Annotated in this window: 11 protein-coding genes and 1 other annotated feature; of the genes, 3 read left to right on the forward strand and 8 right to left on the reverse strand. The window is 38.4% G+C overall.

Going from position 1 to position 16,255, the window contains the following annotated elements; translation table 11 throughout:
* The 8 genes from HMPREF3031_RS12095 to HMPREF3031_RS12130 all read right to left on the reverse strand — a co-directional run.
* Positions 1–2,323, reverse strand: a 2,323-nt coding sequence (locus HMPREF3031_RS12095; RefSeq protein WP_257243625.1) for an Ig-like domain-containing protein, incomplete at its 3' end; no start/stop codon positions are given.
* A gap of 12 nt (positions 2,324–2,335) precedes the next feature.
* Positions 2,336–4,006 carry a YSIRK-type signal peptide-containing protein gene (locus HMPREF3031_RS12100; RefSeq protein WP_070684461.1) on the reverse strand — a complete coding sequence of 557 codons (1,671 nt, stop codon included), beginning with the start codon at positions 4,004–4,006 and terminating at the stop codon, positions 2,336–2,338.
* Between the two features lie 429 nt (positions 4,007–4,435).
* Positions 4,436–4,771 carry an SdpI family protein gene (locus HMPREF3031_RS12105; RefSeq protein WP_002480314.1) on the reverse strand — a complete coding sequence of 112 codons (336 nt, stop codon included), beginning with the start codon at positions 4,769–4,771 and terminating at the stop codon, positions 4,436–4,438.
* A 111-nt stretch (positions 4,772–4,882) separates the two neighbouring features.
* Complete coding sequence (locus HMPREF3031_RS12110; protein WP_070724988.1) at positions 4,883–6,775, reverse strand: LPXTG cell wall anchor domain-containing protein; 1,893 nt, start codon at positions 6,773–6,775, stop codon at positions 4,883–4,885.
* A 320-nt stretch (positions 6,776–7,095) separates the two neighbouring features.
* Complete coding sequence (gene ychF / locus HMPREF3031_RS12115; RefSeq protein WP_002480312.1) at positions 7,096–8,193, reverse strand: redox-regulated ATPase YchF; 1,098 nt, start codon at positions 8,191–8,193, stop codon at positions 7,096–7,098.
* Positions 8,193–8,405 (reverse strand): DUF951 domain-containing protein, encoded by a 213-nt coding sequence (locus HMPREF3031_RS12120; protein WP_002480311.1) that lies wholly within the window; start codon positions 8,403–8,405, stop codon positions 8,193–8,195. Before HMPREF3031_RS12120 ends, ychF begins: the two co-directional genes overlap by 1 nt.
* A gap of 29 nt (positions 8,406–8,434) precedes the next feature.
* The gene (locus HMPREF3031_RS12125; protein WP_031262363.1) at positions 8,435–9,301 is read right to left on the reverse strand and encodes a mechanosensitive ion channel family protein; all 867 of its coding nucleotides are present in this window, start codon (positions 9,299–9,301) and stop codon (positions 8,435–8,437) included.
* Positions 9,302–9,384: 83 nt separating this feature from the next.
* On the reverse strand, positions 9,385–10,197 hold the full coding sequence (locus tag HMPREF3031_RS12130) for a ParB/RepB/Spo0J family partition protein (RefSeq protein WP_002480309.1): 813 nt from the start codon (positions 10,195–10,197) through the stop codon (positions 9,385–9,387).
* Positions 10,198–10,530: 333 nt separating this feature from the next.
* Positions 10,531–10,876: a binding site (T-box leader), on the forward strand.
* A 119-nt stretch (positions 10,877–10,995) separates the two neighbouring features.
* Between HMPREF3031_RS12130 and HMPREF3031_RS12135 the strand changes: the two genes are divergently transcribed.
* The 3 genes from HMPREF3031_RS12135 to metE are packed head-to-tail and all read left to right on the forward strand — an operon-like array spanning position 10,996 to position 16,203.
* Complete coding sequence (locus HMPREF3031_RS12135; protein WP_002480308.1) at positions 10,996–12,168, forward strand: trans-sulfuration enzyme family protein; 1,173 nt, start codon at positions 10,996–10,998, stop codon at positions 12,166–12,168.
* Positions 12,122–13,963, forward strand: a complete 1,842-nt coding sequence (locus HMPREF3031_RS12140) for a bifunctional homocysteine S-methyltransferase/methylenetetrahydrofolate reductase (protein ID WP_002480307.1) — start codon at positions 12,122–12,124, stop codon at positions 13,961–13,963. Before HMPREF3031_RS12135 ends, HMPREF3031_RS12140 begins: the two co-directional genes overlap by 47 nt.
* The gene (gene metE, locus HMPREF3031_RS12145) at positions 13,960–16,203 is read left to right on the forward strand and encodes a 5-methyltetrahydropteroyltriglutamate--homocysteine S-methyltransferase (RefSeq protein WP_070724991.1); all 2,244 of its coding nucleotides are present in this window, start codon (positions 13,960–13,962) and stop codon (positions 16,201–16,203) included. The genes HMPREF3031_RS12140 and metE overlap by 4 nt, the downstream gene beginning before the upstream one ends.
* The last annotated feature ends 52 nt before the right edge of the window (positions 16,204–16,255 follow it).

Here is a 16,255-nt window from a genome sequence, read left to right on the forward strand (position 1 = left end):
CGTCTGCATCTGCTTTCACTTCTGTTGTTTTACCGTCTGGCAACGTCAATGTCACTGTGCTTAATGGCTCGCTTGTTCCGTTTACTACTTTAGCTCCCGCTTCAATCGTATCGATTGTCGGAATGGCTGGAACTACTGTATCTTTCACAGTTTGCGTCGCTTCTGCTGATTTATTGTTCGCCACATCTGACGCAACTGCTTTGATCACTGCGTCATGTGCTAACGATTCTGCCAATTCCGCTGTCCACTTGCCGTCTGCATCTGCTTTCACTTCTGTTGTTTTACCATCCGGCAATGTTAACGTAACTTTGCTTAATGGTTCACTTGTACCGCTTACCACTTTGTCTCCCGCTTCGATTGCTTTAATTTCTGGAGAAACTGGAACTACTGTATCTTTGACAGTTTGTGTCGCTTCTGGTGATTTGTTGTTCGCTACGTCTGAAGCTACTGCTTTGACTACTGCATCATGTGCTAGTAGTTCAACTAATTCTGTTGTCCATTTGCCTTCTGCATCTGTCTTAACTTCTGTTGTTTTACCATCCGGCAACGTCAATGTCACTGTGCTCAATGGTTCGCTTGTGCCACTTACTTTTTTATCTCCCGCTTCAATCGTATCAATTGTCGGAACGACTGGTGCTATTGTATCTTTCACAGTTTGTGCCGCTTCTGGTGATTTATTACCTGCCACGTCTGACGCTACTGCTTTGATTACTGCGTCATGTACTAACGGTGTTTCTAATGTAGTTGTCCAAACGCCTTTATCGTCTGCGTCGACTACTTTTGTTGTACCGTTTGGCAACGTTAACGTAACTTTACTTAATGGTTCGCTTGTTCCAGTTACTGTCTGACTACCAGCTTCAATTGCGTTAATCACTGGTGCTTTAGGTGCTACTGTATCTAAAGCTTTGACAGAAATCGGTTCAGATACTGTACCGTGTTTACCTGTTGCATATACTTGTGTAACATCGTTATGTTCTAAAGATGTTCCTTCTGGTAATTGTGTTGTCCACTGCCCATCTTTATCAACTTCTACTTCTGCTTTTTTGCCATTCGCAAAAGTAAGTGTAATTGTGCTTTCTGGCTCACCTTTACCGCTGATGCTTGTCGCACCTGCTTCTACCTTGTCCACAGTTGGTGTATCAACTTGATAAACCGCAACTAATGGGGTTAAGATTTGTAGCAATTCTTCCTTAATCGCAGGATCAGCATATTCAACACCTGTGAAGACATTAAATAGTTCTCTGCGATAATCTCTTTCAGGATGATTTTTAATTTCTTCTGCTACGTGTGTTACATCTTTTCTAATCTCTTCATCATAACGACGGTTTGCATCCGCTTGTGTTTCACCATCTACAATAAATCCTTTATCAGCCAGTGTATAAGTTAATGTTTCTTTTTCAGCATTTTGTCTAGAAATCGCTACATTATCTTTGTTTTCATTTCTGACTAACACACGACGAGCCGCTGGTTCACGATGGCGAACGATAACTTTATCGCCATATTCTAAATCGAAAGTTTGCAGTTCTGATGCAAGACTTTTGTTACCAACTAATGTTCTATCTAATACTGTCGTACCATCTGCTTTTTGAATAGTTACATGTGCATATTCATCAGTGAAGTATAAATGTGGTTGTCCTGGATTTTGTTTATACGTTACTTGTTTAGTATCTGGATTATAGTTGACTGTAGCCATTTCCCAGTTGCCTAATCCTCTTAGTGAGATGGTTTGTGTAATGTTGTTTTGGATATCATCTTTTTTAGGATAATCAAGCGTTGCTTGATTATTACCGCCTTCTCTAACTACGAGATATTCACTTTCAGGTAATGCGTCTGTTGTTGAAAGAGGTGCGACAATTTTATAAACACCTGCACGTAAATTAGAGAATGCAGCTTTACCATCTACAACTTCTGCACTCGCAATTTCTTGTGTGCCTTCCATCAAGCTTACTTTGACGTTATCTGGTAAGACTTGTCCATTTAAATTCACATTCACTTGTGCATCTTCATGAATCGCCGTATCAGCTAAATCTGATGATTTTACAAGTTCATAAATCGTAGATAAACCTAATTTATCTTTAATACGTTGTTGTTCCTCAGGATTAGTAATCAATGCTGCTAATGGGTATGTGAATGTATTGTTGTAAGTGTCTAAATCATCTTTTAAAGCTTGTGGCATTTTCACTTTGTATAAATCAAAGTAGGCTGTGCCATTAATGCCGTTATCAGCTAACCAATACGTTGTAATCCATCTCGGTACATCTTGTTCAAATGGTTTACCTGCTTTGCCCATATCCGCTTCTTCTTGACGAATACCTTTCCACATATCCGCAAAGCCTTAAATGCCCGTTAAACGCACCATTTTTGTCATGAAATCAAGACTGCCACGGAAACCTGCATTATAGAAATTCATTCTTCCATCCATTACGCGCTCATGGAAATCTTTCTGCATGCTTTCTTGTCTGCCTTCATAAGCCCAACCGTCTTTGACACCCATGATAGTCGTTTGATATTGGTTAGCTAAAATGTTGTTTTCAATTTCAATTAAATTCATTTTAGGATCATACGTCATTGCGCCATCATAGCCATGACCGACTTCATGCAGTGCTAACCAACCTCTTTCAAGATAACCTGACATAGATGGGTTATTAGATCCCATATTGTTTGTTGAGTAATAAGCAAGACCTGGCCCATGAGCATCCGCAATCGTAAAGTATTTTTGGCCGACATTATAGTGGACAGAATTAATGTCATCATTTAAGCCAACCCATTTATCATAATGATTAATAACATCCTCATAATAACCGATCATGTCATCTAAGTTCATAAAGCCCCATTGGCCTGGGTTTTTACCTAAGTTTGCGATGCGTTCACGGTCTACATTCGGTACTAAGAAAGCAATTTTATCACCATCTACATAACCATAGCTTGTATTACGAGCAGCCCAATCTGCATCGAATGCTGCTTTATCTCCACCTTTACGGTAAGTAGGCAGTGTGACGCCAGCATCACCTTCAACATAGTATTCTACAACTGGTTTTTTAGTTAAACCTGTTGGAATACGTACGAAGGCACCGCTATCCATAGTTGTAGAGATTTGTGTCCAGCTTCCATCTCTAGAAACTGTCGCATTACGAACTGTTTGTCTATCGTTAGTCATCAAATCTACACGTAAATCTTCTTCATTACTGCCTTGTGCTTGTCTGATATAGAGCTTTTTATTTTGCGGTACAATCAAACCTAAGCTTTCTCTTGCTTGATAAATACCACGTTGCATTCTTGCTGTTCTTGCAGCTTCTGATTTTTCATATACAGGAATCTCTTTCGCATAAACTTGCTCATTAATTCCTTGGATTTTTTCAACAGGATGTGCGTTCGCAGCGGGTGCTGGTGCACTTGTATTCGTAATTGGTTGAGCAGGTGCTTCTGTCGTTGTTGTATCGGTAGTAGCGGCAGCTCTTGTCGCAACTTCAGCATCTGCAGGTTGAACAGCAGGTTCTGATGGCGTAACAGTAGTAGCTTTAACTTCAGTAGTCGCAGCTTCTTTTGGCGCATCTGTCGATGGCTCTGTTGCTTTTTGTGTATCAACTTTCGGCGCATCAGTTTGCGTTGTATCTGTTTTTGTAGGTTGTGATACTTCTGGTGCTGTTACAGGTTCAGGTTTTGTTGCTGTTTCGCTTGTTTGATTATCAACAGAAGGTTGTTGAATCGTAGTGTCTTGTGGAGTAGGAGAATCATTCACTGTTTCATTTGTTGACGTAGAAACGGTTTCATTTGTTTGTGTTTTTGTTGACTCCGCAGTTGCAGTGTCACCGTTTGTTTCTGGTTGTGTTGTAGGATTTACAACAGCGGTATCAGTGTTTTCTGCAGCTTGTGCTTGTTGATCCAGGGATGTATAAACTAGTGTTCCAAATAGAACTGAAGCAATCCCTGCGCTAAATTTTCTAATGTGGTATTTATTTCGTAATTCTTTATCGAATAATACATCGTGTTGCTGTTTTCTAGGCATTAAATGTTTCACTTCTTTCGTGTGTAATTGTTCTACACAATTCTATCATTAATTTTTTGGAAGATGTAAAAAAACTTATTGATTTACACAAGTTTTACTAAAAATTTTAAAACCTTTTAAAAGAGATAACTTCCGACACACTTTTCAAAGCACTTGTGTTTAACGCGTTTTCAACATAAAACAAAATCAATTAAAATAACTATCAATTCTCATATCAGTTTAAACATAGTAAAAGAACTCATCTTACTAGACTTATATTTCTTTGAAAATGTACAACATAAAACATGAAAAACTTAGGATATTGTTCTATTTTCAAAACAGAAATCCCTTTATCGCTTGATATAATATGCTTGATATTAATACATACAAAAACACGCCCTCAACTCAGCATAATCATATGCTTTGTTAAGCGCGTGTTTTGAGAATTATTTATTCTAATTTGTTATTAACGTTGATATACAACATCAATATTAACGCTAATAATACGATAGATTGAAGCAGTACTGAGCTAATCAAGAATATATCATTGTCTAAAAATAAGAATGCAATGTCAGCCAATAGCCAAAAGAATGAAGCGAACACCGTATACATAAACACCTTTGTAGACTGCTCACTATACTCTTTTTGAGCCAGCATCCAATTCTCTTTATTTTTCTTAGACTTTCTTGTTCGAAATCCCCAAAAATGATTAATATCATCTGGCGGTACTTGTCGAAATAATTTTCCTAGTATCCATAGAAAAATACTGCTAGGAAATAACACCATACTTAAAACGCCCTCTCTGTATTCTATTTCAGTAGATGTTTTACATTGATTCTATTCTATTATACAAATGACTCCTCTCATCAAATTGAAAGGAGCCTTTTGAACGTTCATTTAGTTTTTATTTCTTCTTCTGACTTTAACAAATACAAGACCGGTTACGAGTGCTAATAACCCTACGAACAAGTTTCGTTTTGTTTCTTCACCAGTATTTGGGAGTTCGTTTGCTTTTTTAGCTTTTTGTTCAGATTTTGCTGCGTTCTTTTCAGATGTAGTGTTTGGTTGGTTGATATTTTGATTTGAAGTTGCTTTATTCTCTTTAGAGTATGAAGTTTGAGACATTGTGATTTCTTTCTCTTTGACAACACGCGCTTCTTCTTTTGGAAGTACTTTTGTTGTATCTAACCATTGTACATTTTCATTTTTAAAGACAGTTTCTTTTGCGTTTTGTTGTGCTTTATTTTCAATCACAAATGGTGTCTGTTGAGTTCCTAAACCTGTATAGGCCATTTCATACAAACCATTAGTAATAGTTTTAAGATTCAACGTTAAATATTGGATGTCATAACCTAAATTGAAAATTTTATCCTCATATAAGAAGCCGATGTTTCCATTTTTAAGTACTGTCATTGTAGAATAAGCACTTTCACCCTTTTGGATTAGGTAGAAGTGGTTAGGATCCCATCCACTTGTGACATCTTTAGCTGTTTTATCACTAGCACTTAAAGCTTTATAATAAATACCTACGCCTTTTCTACTTTTATCAATCGTTGGTAAAGATTGTAGTAAAAGGTGTGTGTATTGATTTGTTTTTAAGTTTTTTGCATACACAACAAGCGTTTCACCATTTGTAGATCCACCGTTACCTAATGTAATCTTTTCAGGTTGTGCTTCCCATGTTCCTGTCGCAAATTGTTTATCTTTCTTGTCATACGTAAAGACATTTACGATACGACCAGCTGCAGTTCTCGAGAAGATTGCCACATTACCATTAGGCAGTTCTTCAACTTTCGCTTCGTCACCATTTGGAACTGGAGAATGTGCATCGCCAAGAATATTCCAATGTTCCCCTAAATCATCACTATATAATACATAGTTATTATTACCATCTGGTTGTCCTTCTAAAATTGAAGTATAGATTCTATAATAATCACCTGTTTTCACATATCTAGACTGCATAATTCTTCCTGAAGCCGCAAAAAGACGTGTCCATTTATCATTTAATCCATAGATATTTTGTGTGATATCTTGCGGCTTTTCAAAAGTATAACCACCATCATTAGATACTAGTCTTGCGATTCTAAGCGGATCTTGGCGTGTAGAAACATATTCAGGGACTTTATGCCAGTAACCTTTGTCACCATATGCGCTCAAAATAACGACTTTATTAGAGTCTCTGTCAGCGACCATTGCCGCATCGCCATAACCCACTGTTTCTGAACTATATTGTTTAGTGATATTTGTTTCAGGTCCCCATGTTTCTCCATTATCTGTAGAATGTTTTACTAAAAAATCAATGCGATGATGACCTAAATCCCAGGCGTCATTGTATCTATAATCTGATACTGCTACAACATGGCCATCGCCTGTACTCGCAATAGCAGGGATACGATAGTAGTTTTCACCATCTGGATTATCCCATAACGTTTGACTACCCTCAGGCTTAGGTTGCTCTAAAGTTTGAGGTGGTGTAGTAGGACTTGGTGTTGATGTTGTTTGTGTTTGCGTAACAGTAGTGGTTGCAGGTTGTTGATTTGTTGTGGCAGCAGTTGTTGCCTTTGGTGTTTCAGGTGTGGCTGGTGTGGTAGTTGTCTCTGCTACAGCTGTCGTTTCAGCTGTTTTATTTGTGTCAGTCACACTTGCTTTTGGTGTTGCATCTTGCGTTTCAGCAGCTGAAGCATCATGAGTGAAATAAGCACTTGTTAATAATAACCCTCCTGTTAACAAGAGTGGTTTCAAGTACCTTTTGTGTTCCAGTGTTGAGTGATTTTCTAATTGTTTTTTCATGCTGTTTCCTCCTATGACCTAAATAAACTTCATAAAATGTTTTATTGCTAACAATATGAATGTATCATCATTTTGTAATATACCATATTTGCTTAATGAAAGCGCTTATTTTAAAGAAAATACTATAAAATGTTATTTTTGTATCTATTCATCAATCAACCATACATTATTATTAGCCAAATAAATAACATAGGAGTAACCATCCAGCTTTCTTACTAAAAGCGTGAAAGATTAGTTTAGCGCAAAAAACACGCCCTCAACTCAGCATGATCATATGCTTTGTTAAGCGCGTGTTTTTAGTTAGTTGTTTATTTACTTAATTATACGTTGAATCTGAAGTGAACAACATCGCCGTCTTGCATGATGTATTCTTTACCTTCTAAACGCATTTTACCTGCTTCTTTCGCACCTTGTTCACCGTTATTTTCAACATAGTCGTCATAGCTTGTTACTTCTGCACGGATGAAGCCGCGTTCAAAGTCAGTGTGGATGATACCCGCACATTGTGGGGCAGTCATACCTTTTTTGAATGTCCAAGCACGTACTTCTTGTACACCTGCTGTGAAGTATGTCGCAAGACCTAACAAGTTATATGTGCTGCGGATTAAACGGTTCAAGCCAGGTTCTTCGATACCTAAATCTTCTAAGAACATGTCTTTATCTTCGTCATCTAATGTCGCAATTTCTTCTTCAATTTTCGCACTGATGACAATAACTTCTGAACCTTCTTTGTCAGCGTATTCTTTAATTGTTTGAACTTTTTCGTTGTCCGCTTCATTCACTTCATCTTCACCAACGTTTGCGATATAAATCATTGGTTTTGATGTTAATAATTGTGCTTGTTTCACATATTTCGCATCTTCTTCATTGAACTCTAAGCTGCGAATCGGTTCGCCGTTTTCTAATGCTTCTTTAATACGTTCTAAAATGCGTACTTCATTCAACGCATCTTTATCTTTTTGACGTGCCATTTTTTCAAGACGTGGTAATCGTTTATCTACAGATTCTAAATCTGCAAGTACTAATTCCATATTGATAACTTCGATATCATCTAGTGGATCTACACGACCAGATACGTGTGTCACGTTATCATCATCGAATGCACGAACTACTTGGCAGATTGCATCTACTTCACGGATATGAGATAAGAATTTGTTTCCTAGACCTTCACCTTTTGAAGCACCTTTAACAATCCCTGCAATATCAGTGAATTCGAATGTTGTAGGAAGTACTTTTTTAGGATTAACGATATCTGCTAAAGCATCTAAACGTGAATCCGGAACTTCTACAATCCCGACGTTCGGGTCAATTGTAGCGAACGGGTAGTTCGCCGCAAGTGCACCCGCTTTTGTAATTGCGTTAAATAATGTAGACTTTCCGACGTTTGGTAAGCCTACGATACCAGCTGTTAAAGCCATTAGTCATTCTCCTTCTCTTGTGTATCATGTGATACAAGTATTTTCTTTAATTTTTTATTAAACTCTGTACGAGGCATCATAATACTTCGATTGCAATGTTCGCATTTAATTCTGATATCTGCACCCATACGAATTATTTTAAATCGGTTTGCGCCGCAAGCATGCGCCTTTTTCATCTCCACAATGTCATTCAGACCATACTGAGCTGCCATTTACAATCCTCCATCATTATGAATTCTTATTACTGAGATTTTTGTCCATTAAACTGCATCATAATAGGGGTTGGTGATTTAATTCCTTCTTGATTCAAGAAATTCGCAACCTCTTTCCGTAAGATACGAGCGCCTGGCACAGTATTATTCGGTGTTGTTTCTGCCGCTATTTTCATGATATAAGCATTACCTGTTAAATCCTCGATACCGAGAATTTCAGGTTTTGAGACAAAGATAAAGTAATTGGAATGTAAGGATTCTAAGAAGTCTTTCAGCTTACTTTCTACCTTATCGACATTCTCTTCCATCGCAATCGGTACTTCTATCAATGCTTTACCGTTACTGATTGAGAAGTTGGTAATCTCTGACATTACACTGTTCGGCAACACGGTCAACTCTCCTGTATACGCATGTATACGTGTTGAGCGGATACCGATAGATTGAACTGTACCTTCTGTGATAGGTGCACCGTTCAAGTTGATTTTAACATAATCTCCCACATCAAATTGATTCTCAAATATAATAAAGAACCCTGTGATGATGTCTTTAACAATAGTTTGTGCACCAAAGCCGATTGCTAAACCGACTACACCAGCTCCGGCTAATAATCCTGTGACACTAATTCCGAATTTACCTAATATCGTTGTTAATACAATAAACCATACGACATAACGCACAATATTCTTCAACATCGCACTTAATGTATGAGATCGTTTTCTACCATGTGCATTGCGGTTTTGTAGTTTAAAGAACTGATCAATCGACTTATTGACTAAGTTGATAATAATCATCGCAACGACTACGTAGATGACAATCATGATGAGCTTGTTGAGTATCATTGCGTACGTTTCAGGCTTTGTAAACGGCTCAACGAGTGAGTTGAAAACACCTTGCATTGTATTCCAAAACGTATTCAAAAGATCGTCCTCCTGTCATTTCACAACAATTATATATTTTACCATGAATACAACATAATTTCTTATGTTTCACTGTGTAATTGTTGAATCAAACGCTTAAATTCTTCTTCTGATTTGAATTCAAAAGTGATTTGTCCTTTATTTCGCTTAGTTGTGATGGCTACATTGGTACCAAAGCGCTCTTTAAGCAAGCGTTCCTGCCGTTCAATCATGCGCGGTTTCTTTGTCTTTTTCTTAGCATCATCTTCTGAAGTAGGTGAAGTCAGCTCTGCAATGTATTGTTCTAAATAACGCACACTCCACGCTTCTTTCATGACTTGTTTAGCGATTTGTTTCATTTTGGTTTCGTCTTTTAGTATTAATAATGTGCGACCATGCGCACCTGATAATTTGCCGTCTTTTACCCACTCGGCGACAGCAGACGGTAAATTCAACAATCGCAACATATTCGCGATATAAGGACGGGATTTACCTAAACGTTCAGCCACCTCTTTTTGTGTGATATGTAAATCATCCATCAGCTTACGATAACTTTCCGCTTCTTCAATCGCATTCAAATCTTCCCGCTGCAGGTTCTCTATAATGGCGAGTTCCATCATCTCAGCATCAGACATCTCTTTGACTATCGCTGGTACTGAGTTCAAGCCTGCTAAATGAGAGGCTCTGAAACGGCGTTCACCTACGACAATATGGTAACCTTGCACCGTTTTGCGTAAGATAATCGGTTGTAAGACGCCATGTTCACGAATAGAAGCTGCGAGATCTGCTAATTTTTCCTGATCAAAATGTTTTCTAGGCTGATAAGGGTTTGGCCGAATTGCATCTAAATCGATATATTCTACATGTCCATCGTTCTCATTTGTTATGTCACGCACGTTCCAGTCACCTCACTTTCGTCACTAAAATAGTGTTACATTTTTAATTTTTGCTCCTCTCTTATTGTAAGGAAAATCATGAACGCAATAAAGGAATTTTCATTCTCAAATTGAAAAATAACGGCTGAAAAATGGCTTGATTCAAAAAAATTTTAAAAATTTTTCAGCAACGTCCAACCCTTGATACGCTTATGTTTCTCTCGTTTTTAATTGTCAGTAAAAACCTACTATTCTGAAAATTCTGTTGACAAACAAAACAGAACCAATATACAATGTGGTCATCAACAAAAAACAAACCTTTCAACACGAAAGAGAAACAATTGAATATCGTCTTGAAACACGATAATAAGGAAAGTAGAACTTACACTGCTGACACAGAGAGCTTCTGTCCGCTGAAAGGAAGCACAGAAAGAAAGTTTGAAAATGGCCTTGGAGTGGTGGTGTCGATATGAGGCATCAACGGGGGCGCCCGTTATAGCGCTACAGTATTAACATTTTTGCATAATGGCGTACTGGAATGACGCACACGTTATTGTTATTTACAGCAACAGCTGATACATATAACGGAACCGACCTTCAGTAGCTGCCATGAACAGATTTAGCGTACTGGAAGAGGTTGCTTTAGCAATAAAGCAGCGAATTAAGGTGGTACCGCGAAGCTCAAGCTTTCGTCCTTTACATCCGAATCTTTTTTCGGGTTTAAAGGACGGAAGCTTTTTTTTCGTGGTCAGCTTCCCTCCTTAGTTCCAGAACTTCCGCAGCCAAAAGCAATCTCAATAACTAAAGGAGTGTATATGTATGTCACTATCATCAGAAACAAATTTAATTAAGTATCATCAATTCCCGCACATTTTAGCAGCCAACCCGCCACTTTATGACTCATCGACTTTCCCGACAGCATTGATTGGTTCAGAGGTCCCTTACGATTACGCAAGATCAGGCCACCCAAACCGAGCATTGTTAGAAGAAAAGCTTGCAGCACTTGAAGATGCCGAGTACGGTATCGCTTATAACTCAGGAATCGGAGCAATTTCAGCAGTTTTCTTCTTACTGAAATCAGGAGATCACTTAATTATTCCGAATGATGTTTACGGTGGGACATACCGCTTATGCGAACATGTTTTACCAGGATTCAATATCGAAGTCACAGCAGTAGATACGACAAATCCATTAGCAGTTGAACAAGCGATTCAGGAAAATACGAAACTAATTCATCTGGAAACACCGTCAAATCCATTATTTAAAGTGACAGATATTCAAGCCATTGCGGATGTCGCAAAGAAACATAATATCCTTGTTTCAGTCGACAATACATTCTTAACACCCCTATCACAAAAGCCATTGCATTTAGGTGCTGACATTGTGATTCATAGTGCCACTAAATTTTTAAGCGGCCACAGTGACTTAATTGCAGGGGCAGTTGTAACAAACAACGCGGAAGTTGCAGAATCATTACAATTCTTACAAAACACTTTAGGAAGCGGATTATCAGCTCAAGACAGCTGGACACTGACAAAGCATCTTAAAACGCTTTATGTACGATGGAATCAATCAGTGAAAAACACTGAAAAGATTGTTGAATTCTTAAAATCACGTCCTGAAATTACTGATGTATATTACCCAGGAAATGATGAAATCAATCAACGCCAAGCTGAAAATGGCGGTGCAGTACTTGGCTTCAGATTAAGCGAAGCAGAAAAGGTACCGACATTTGCGAAAGCATTAAAAATACCGCAAATCGCAGTCAGCCTAGGCGGTATTCAAACTATCGTCTCTCATCCAGCCACAATGTCACATGCTTCTGTTCCAGAAGATGTGCGTAACGAACGCGGAATTACGTTCGATCTCTTGAGACTGAGTGTGGGCTTAGAAGACCCAGACGAGTTGATTGCAGATTTTGAAGCAGCATTGGAGGAAGCATACTATGAGCCGGTTTCTACAAACTTTGAGCAAGAACGTATTAGTAGCTGACGGTGCAATAGGAACGATTCTCTACTCTGAAGGGATCGATACTTGCCCTGAAGCATATAATCTTACACATCCAAAGAAAATCGAACAAATTCATCGATCTTACATTGAAGCTGGTGCGGATGTCATTCAAACCAATACTTACGGTGCCAACTTCGAAAAGCTTCAAGCTTTCGGATTAGAACACCAAGTAAGAGACATCACACGTGCCGGTGTCAGAATAGCGAAACAAGCAGCCAATGAAGACACGTTTATTTTAGGAACTGTCGGAGGTTTTAAAGGCGTGAAACAAAATGACTTGTCGCTATCGACGATTTTGTATCACACAGATATTCAAATTGAAACACTGATTGACGAGGGTGTTGACGCACTCCTCTTTGAAACTTATTACGATTTAAACGAACTCTTGCAGGTAATCAGAGCGACGAAGAAAAAGTACAATATTCCAGTTATCGCACAGTTAACTGCTTCAAGCACCAACTACTTGCAAGATGGAACAGAAATTAACGAAGCACTTAAACAAGTTGAAGCAGAAGGCGCAGACGTTATCGGCTTGAATTGCCATCACGGTCCGCACCATATGCAACAATCTTTCACACATATTGAGATTCCGCAACATGCGATTCTCTCATGTTACCCGAACGCTAGTCTCTTAGACTTTGAAGATTCTACGATTCACTACAGCGACAACGCTTCTTACTTCGGTAAGATAGCTGAAACGTTAGTGAAAGAAGGCGTACACTTAATCGGCGGTTGTTGCGGTACTACACCTGAACATATCCGCTTCATCAAGCAAGCGGTTGAAGGATTAAAACCAACTTTAGAAAAGAAAGTTATTCCGATCAGAAGAAAAAGTAATTACCCTTCTATTCCGGTCAAAAAGAATAACTTAACGACTAAAGTCAAAGCTGGTCCGACAGTCATCGTTGAACTAGATACACCAAAGCACTTAGATACAACGAAATTCTTTGCGAATGTCACAAAACTAGACAAAGCGAAAGTCGACGCTATCACACTTGCAGATAACTCACTCGCAACGGTACGCGTTAGCAACATCGCAGCAGCTAGTATTATTAAGCAGAATTACAACATTGAACCGCTGGTCCACATTACCTGCAGAGACAGGAACTTAATCGGTTTACAATCTCACTTACTCGGCTTATCACTGCTTGGTATTAACGAGATACTCGCGATTACAGGTGACCCATCTAAGGTGGGGCATCTGCCAGGTGCGACGAATGTTTATGATGTAAATTCAAGAGGTTTAACTGAACTCGCTGTTCGTTTCAACCAAGGACTTAATATTGACGGCGGCGCATTGAAAACGAAAACGAACTTCAATATTGCCGGTGCGTTCAACCCGAACGTCCGCAAGATGGAAGCAGCGGTGAAACGCTTAGACAAAAAAGTAGACTGCGGTATGAGTTACTTCATTACACAGCCTGTCTACACTGTCGAGCGTATTCAAGAAATTGCTGAAAAGACAGCACATCTTGATACCCCATTCTTTATCGGTATCATGCCAATAACAAGTTATAGAAATGCAACATTCTTACACAATGAAGTCCCTGGCATTTCATTGCCAGATGAAATATTAGATCAGTTCGAAGCGGTTAAAGATGATAAACAAAAAACCAAAGAACTGAGCTTACGTATCTGTCGCAACTTGATAGATGAAATAATCAAACACTTTAATGGGCTTTATATCATTACACCATTTGAACAAGTAGACTTTTCACTCGAACTTACACATTACTTTAAAAAACAAACTGAAAAAAATCAGGAGGCAATAATATGACAATTACAACAGCTAATATCGGATTCCCACGTTTAGGACGCAAGAGAGAATGGAAGAAAGCAATCGAAAGTTACTGGGCAGGTAAAACAAACTATGATGAATTAACAACAACGTTAAACGACTTACACAAAGAAAATTTATTATTACAAAAACACTACAGCATTGACAGTGTACCTGTTGGTGACTTCTCATTATATGATCATGTATTAGACGTTTCATTATTATTCAACATCATTCCAGAACGTTTCCAAGGTCAAGAAGTCAACGATGATTTATTATTCAATATCGCACGTGGTACAAAAGAAAATGTCGCAAGTGCCTTAATTAAATGGTTCAACACAAACTACCACTATATCGTACCTGAATGGGACAACGTAGAACCTAAATTAAACCGTAACGTCTTATTAGAACGTTTCGAATTCGCTAAACAATTAAACGTGAATGCACACCCAGTGATCTTAGGTCCTGTAACATTCGTTCAATTATCACGCGGCGGAGATCAAACATTTGAAGAAAAAGTTGAAGCATTGCTTCCATTATATAAAGAAGTTTTACAATCACTCGTTGATGCAGGTGCTGAATACATTCAAATCGACGAACCTGTATTAGTAACTGACGATGCAGAACAATTACAAGACATTACACGTCACGTCTATGAATACTTCGACAAAGCAGGATTAGCTGATAAATTAGTCATTCAAACTTATTTCGAACATGTAGACTTAGACTTTGTGAACAGTTTACCTGTTAAAGGTTTCGGTTTAGACTTCGTACATGATGGCGGTAAAAACCTTGAACAAATCAAAGCAGGCAAATTATCTAAAGACAAAGCATTATACGCAGGTATTATCGATGGCCGTAACGTATGGGCTGCAGATATCGAAGCGAAAAAAGAATTGATTGAAACTTTAGAAAACTATACAGATGAGTTAGTTATCCAACCATCATCTTCATTACTACATGTTCCTGTTTCATTAGATGATGAAGAACTAGATGAATCAATTGAAGAAGGTTTAAGCTTTGCAACTGAAAAATTAGACGAATTAGACGCATTAAAACGTGTCATCAATAACGGTGACAGTGAAAAATATGACAAATTAAAAGCAGCTTACGAACGCTTCCAAAACCAAGCTTTCAAAAACCTTGAACATGACTTTGACAGCGTACGTACACAACGTGAATCAGCATTCCCTGAACGTAAGAAAATTCAAGATGCACGCTTAAAATTACCAGAATTACCAACAACAACAATCGGTTCATTCCCACAAACGAAAGAAGTTCGTAAAAAACGTGCTGACTGGAAAAACCAACGTATCAGTGATGAAGAATATAACCAATTCTTACGCGATGAAATCGCACGCTGGATTCAAATCCAAGAAGATATCGGCTTAGATGTATTTGTACATGGTGAGTTCGAACGTAATGATATGGTTGAGTTCTTCGGTGAACGTTTACAAGGCTTCTTAGTTACAAAATACGGTTGGGTTCAATCATACGGATCTCGTGCTGTTAAACCACCAGTTATCTATGGAGATGTTAAATGGACTAAACCAATCACAGTGGAAGAAACAGCTTATGCGCAAAGCTTAACTGACCACCCTGTAAAAGGTATGTTGACTGGTCCTGTAACTATCTTAAACTGGTCATTCGAACGTGTAGACATCCCATGTCATGAAGTACAAGACCAAATCGCTTTAGCTATCAATGAAGAAGTTTTAGCATTAGAAGATGCAGGCATTAAAATTATCCAAGTAGATGAACCAGCATTACGTGAAGGTTTACCATTACGCTCTGAATACCATGAAGAATACTTGAAACAAGCGTTACGTTCATTCCGCTTAGCAACATCTTCAGTGTCAGATGCGACGCAAATCCATACGCATATGTGCTATTCTCAATTCGGCGAAATCATCCATACTATCCACGACTTGGATGCAGATGTTATCTCAATCGAAACATCACGCAGCCATGGTGCTTTAATCAAAGACTTCGAGGATGTAACGTATGATTTAGGTATCGGATTAGGTGTATATGATATCCACAGTCCACGTATCCCGACTGAAGAAGAAATCACAGTCGCAATCAACCGTGGTTTACAAGAAATCGACCGTTCATTATTCTGGGTTAACCCAGACTGCGGTTTGAAAACACGTAACGAAGATCAAGTAAAAGAAGCATTAACAGTATTAGTTTCAGCAGTTAAAAAATTAAGAAACAAAGAAGGACAAGAAACAGCTTAATTCACTTGTCATGAGTGATTTACGAGTGAGCCCGCAGTCTTAAAACTCACTC

It is taken from the genome of Staphylococcus sp. HMSC072B07, from assembly GCF_001815505.1.
In the GTDB taxonomy this organism is placed as follows: Bacteria; Bacillota; Bacilli; order Staphylococcales; family Staphylococcaceae; genus Staphylococcus; species Staphylococcus simulans.